This is a genomic window from Rhodococcus opacus, from assembly GCF_012396235.1.
In the GTDB taxonomy this organism is placed as follows: Bacteria; Actinomycetota; Actinomycetes; order Mycobacteriales; family Mycobacteriaceae; genus Rhodococcus_F; species Rhodococcus_F opacus.
Genome location: NZ_JAAXPA010000071.1, coordinates 1 through 4,768, shown reverse-complemented (window position 1 = coordinate 4,768; position 4,768 = coordinate 1). Strand labels below are relative to the sequence as shown.

2 protein-coding genes and 2 pseudogenes are annotated in these 4,768 nt (G+C 64.1%); all 4 read left to right on the top strand.

Annotated features, from left to right (window positions below):
- Positions 1–204: 204 nt before the first annotated feature.
- Positions 205–1,275, top strand: coding sequence for an alcohol dehydrogenase catalytic domain-containing protein (locus tag HGB39_RS37720; RefSeq protein WP_064079908.1), 1,071 nt, complete (start codon positions 205–207; stop codon positions 1,273–1,275).
- A gap of 689 nt (positions 1,276–1,964) precedes the next feature.
- Positions 1,965–2,299: pseudogene (locus HGB39_RS37710) on the top strand (4-hydroxyphenylacetate 3-hydroxylase N-terminal domain-containing protein); the annotation flags it as partial.
- Between the two features lie 148 nt (positions 2,300–2,447).
- Complete coding sequence (locus HGB39_RS37705) at positions 2,448–3,452, top strand: AraC family transcriptional regulator (protein ID WP_248949620.1); 1,005 nt, start codon at positions 2,448–2,450, stop codon at positions 3,450–3,452.
- A 213-nt stretch (positions 3,453–3,665) separates the two neighbouring features.
- Positions 3,666–4,605, top strand: a pseudogene (locus HGB39_RS37700) (transposase); the annotation flags it as partial.
- Positions 4,606–4,768: the final 163 nt, after the last annotated feature.

Sequence of the window (4,768 nt, the reverse complement as noted above, 5' to 3'; positions counted from 1 at the left end):
ACGTCTCAACGTCCAGCGGCTACGTCACCGACGCGCTCGCCACACATGCTGACAGCCTCGCCGGTGCGCGGATTTACCTAGCCGGACCGCCGCCCATGGTAGACGCAGTTCTGAAGCTGCTGAGTGCGGGCGGCCAATCAATCGACACCATCCACTACGACCGTTTCGGGTAAGCCGACTCATTACCCGAGAAGGGAGGCAGACATGCGAGCAGCCGTTTACCACGGACCCAAGGACGTCAGGATCGAGGAGCTGGCCGATCCACGCATCGAACAGCCCGGGGACGTCATCATCAAGATGATCACCACATCCATGTGCGGATCCGATCTGTACCTCTACAACGGCGAGGTCGAGGAACTTGTTGCGCCCGGTCACACAACTTTAGGGCACGAGATCTGCGGCGAAGTGGTCGAAGTCGGATCAGCCGTCAACCGCTTCGCCGTCGGGGACCGGGTGACATTTCCCTACTCGGTCAGCTGCGGTCGCTGCGAGTCCTGCAGGGTAGGCCAGACCGCACATTGCCTGACCTCAGGCAAGGCGATCTACGGCTTCGGCACAGCATTCGGAGACCTGGGGGGAAGCCACGCAGAGTATGTACGCGCACCGTTGGCAGACGACCACCTCGAGCACGTTCCCGACTCGCTCCCCGATGACGTCGTTCCGTTCCTCTCATGCAACCTGCCGGCAGCCGCAATAGCGGTACACGCGGCAGAGATCGAACTGACCGATACCGTCGCGGTCGTCGGTTGCGGGGCCACGGGCCTGTTGGCACTCGACCTGATCCGCCGTCACACCAACGCAACGGTGTACGCGTTCGATCCCGTGCCCTTCCGCCGCAAACGGGCCGAATTACTCGGTGCGGTGCCGATGGATGCCAGCGCGGACGCTGTAGACACGTCAATCCAGGCGGTCCTCGATGCCACACAGGGGCTCGGAGTGCACAAAGTAGTTGAATTTGCTGGCCGCGGTGGCGCTTTCGACCTCTCGGTGGCTCTCGCCCGGCCCGGCGGAACGATCAGCGGCGGTGGCGTCTACCTCGAGCGCGATCACCCGGTGTCACTCTTCGACATGCATTTCAAGAACCTAAGGTTGGTGCTCAACGGATTCGCCAACGCCCGCACCGCCCAATGGCATGCGATGCAGCTTATCGAAAACAGTGTGATCGATCCGACCGCGGTGCTCACGCATCGCGTAAGTCTGTACGAATTGCCTTCTACAGCTGAACAGTTCACTACGCGCGAAGAAGGATTCCTCAAAGCGTTGATCACACCGTAGCTGGGCCTGACGGCAACGGCGGCGCCGACGCGTACAAAACGCAGGATAGCGGTCCGTGATTCTTGACGGCATCAGGCCGCAGGACTGCGGCCAACACATCCCCCGGAGAAGAGGAGGGCAGAGTTCTCGGCACGTCACGCCGACCAACCTCATAGGGCGGCGCAAGACCCGAGCCTGTACTGTGCCGCAGGGTGAGTGGCTAAGCCCGAATACACCGATTCACTGATCGGGTCGCTGCGAGTCTCGGTGTGCGGCATAGGACGACGTGTGGTCATGGTTGATCATCCGGCCTCTCCTCTCAGGTTGTTCCACTGGGTCTTTCGCGTCGAGGCCGGCCAGATATCGCGCGCTTTTGGTGATGGTCGGACTCGATCGACACGGGCGCCCGATCGCTTCTGCACTGTCCGGCAATGCGGCGACGCTGACATGTTCGCCCTGGGCTTCCTATCGCGGCGGTGACCACGTCATCTTCACCGGCGATGATCATCGATGGGTCCCGTCGACACGACCAAGGACACTGCTCTTCTACCGCATCACCTTCCACGATTTCGGTGTCGTCTCGGGCACCACGGCGTGGAACGGCGGCCTCGACGACCCCCGCAGCGGATGGTTCGACGCCGCCGCACCGTTCCTCCGCTTCATCTGCAACTCGTCCAGGCTGCCTCGTAGTCCTGACAGAAGGGAACATCATGACCACCACCGAAGCCGCCCCCGAGAGCGCCGTCGACCGCACGAAGGTCAATACCGCCGCAGACTGCGTAGCCAACGGCACCGCCAACTTCGCGTCGCGCCCGATGACCGAGGAAGGACGTGACAGCCGGGGCGAGATGGACGAGTATATCGAGTCGCTGCGCGACGACCGCGGGCCTGGCCGCGCGGGAAACGCGTGAAGAATGTCACCACGCATCCGGCGTACCGCAATCCGGTCCGGATGGCCGCCCGCCTTTCCGACGCCATGCACACCGGTGAGCACGTCGATAACCTGACGACGCCTACGGACACCGGCAGCGGTGGCGTGACGATGATGAGCATCGATGACCTTGCCGCGATGGGTCTCCCGTATGCCCCACCGTTCGCAACGGTGGGGGAGTCGATGCAGCTCGCCGCACGCCGCTTCTCGGATCGGATGTGACCGCGCCGAATCTCTACCGCTTCGGACGAAAGGCGCAGACGTGGACAGTGTGACCCAGACGATGCCAATGGAGGATCTCCTCGTCGAACTGAATTGCTGGGCAGGTGGGGTCGGGGCTCGGGAGGTGCGGCCGGGGCTGACCGTCTGCCGGTTCGATGCGCCGGGACCGTATTCGTGGGGGCCGGCCCATGGTGTCACCTTCGGTCTCGTCGCCCAGGGACGGCTGTCCGTGGACATTGGTCGCATCGCTCACGGTTGTGGCCCCCGCGAGGGAGTTGTCTTCACGGACCGTCTGTGCCCTGCGGTCGACGTAGTCGCGGCCTCCACCGACAATCCCTTCCTCGCGATGTTTCTGCAGATCGACGCGGCGATCATTCGCCGCATGTCGATAAATGTCTTGGTCAGCGATGCTGCGGCGGTGCCGGTGGCCCGGCGTGGCCGTACCAGTGGCAATCAGTGCAGCGGTACCTTCAGTGTGGATGCACGACTACTCCACTCTGTTTTGCGGTTCCTTCGAGCTCTCGATGGCGATTTGGACGAGCGAGTGCTCGCGCCGATCTATTTGCAGGAGATCGTGTATCGCCTTATGCAGATCGTCTGCTGCCAGGATCCGCTGGAGGTTGCCTCACACGATTCCGACGCCGATCCTACGCGGGCGGCGATCGAGTACATCAGGTCTCACCTCACTGAATCAATCACCGTGAGTGACATCGCGCGTGAGGTCCGGTTGAGTGAGTCGGCGTTTGCACATACCTTCCGTGCGACGATCGGAGTCAGTCCCTACCAGTTCCTCAAATCCGAGCGGCTGGACGCTGCGCGACGCATGCTCATCACCGGATCCGGCAACAAGGTGAGCGAAGTGGGACGCGCCGTGGGCTATTCGAGCGCCTCCCACTTCATTGCAGAGTTCAAGCGCCGATACGCGGTCACACCCCGCGAATATGCGAACGGGAAGTACTCCTGCGCCGCTCTGGATGTCGTCGACCGTCCTGATGGTGCCCACGCGAGAACAGCAGAAATGGTGAAGTTCCCCGCAGGCAACTGATACGCGAACCCAGCCGATGTCATACCGTCGATTAGACGCCGCAATTCATCTCACCCTAGGAGCGTGGGGCGGTAACACGCCGAGCTGGGTGTTCGGGTGATGGTCGAGTGTGCGAGATGATGAGGCGTGCCTGATGATCTCGATGATGGTGGGTTGTTCGAGGTAGACCCTGCGCAGCCGGTCGAACCTGATTCCGCGGTTCCGAAGCCGCCGGTGGACAAGACGTTCCGGGCGTTCGACCCGGACCAGGGGTTGTTGCCCCCGCCGTCGCTCGACGACTGGCTGCCCGCCGAGCATCTGGCACGGTTCGTCGCGGAACTGGTCGACGAGCACCTGGACCTGTCCCGGATCCGCGCCGCCTACACCGAGAGCCGCGGCGCCCCACCCTACGATCCGCGACTGATGGTGCGCATCCTGCTCTACGGCTACACCACCGGCGTCCGCTCGTCCCGCGCTATCGAACGCAAATGCACCGATGACGTGCCCTTCCGGTGGCTCGCCGCGGGGGCGGCCCCCGACTATCGGGCGATCGCCCGGTTCCGCAAACGGCACCTGTCCGCGCTCGGGAACCTGTTCGTCCAGGCCTTGGCGTTGTGTCAGGCCGCGGGAATGGTCCGGCTGGGTCGGGTCGCGTTGGACGGGACGAAGGTGCGGGCGAACGCCTCCACACGCAAGGCGATGAGCTACGCCCGCATGTCGGAGAAGGAGAAGGTCCTCGCCGACGAGGTCTCGGCGCTGCTGGCCGAGGCCGACCGGGTCGGCAAGGCCGAAGACGCCGAGTACGGCAAGAATCGGCGTGGCGACGAGCTGCCCGAGGAGCTGCGCCGCCGCGAAACCCGGCTGGCGACGATCCGGGAGGCGAAGGCCGCCCTCGAGGAAGAGGCACGGCAGGCGGCGCGGGAGCGGGCCGAGAGCAAGGCCCGCGACCGCGGCGACGACGATGACACCGCCGCCGGTGCGGGCGCCGCCGCGGCCGGTAAGGCGACACCGAAACCGAAGGCGCAACGCGGGTTTCACCGACCCCGAGTCGAAGATCATGCTGACCGGCGACGGGGCCTTCGCGCAGTGTTACAACGCGCAGGCCGTGGTGGACGAGGCCCACCAGGTGATCGTGGCCACCGACGTGAACACCAACGCCGCCGACGTCGGCAATCTGATGCCGATTCGTTCGTTCTCGATCCGCGCTGCCAGGCGCGGGAGTGAAAGCGTCGCGGAAATTCCGGCTCCCTCGTCGAGGCGTCGTGCGGCGGCGTCGATGTCGCCGCGTAGCGCCTTTATCCGTGCCCCGGTTCCGTAGGTGATCAGCATGATGTCCA

What these genes read in the sequence shown, in the direction of transcription:
- HGB39_RS37720 (WP_064079908.1), top strand. Translation starts at nt 205, where the DNA reads ATGCGAGCAGCCGTTTACCACGGACCCAAGGACGTCAGGATCGAGGAG.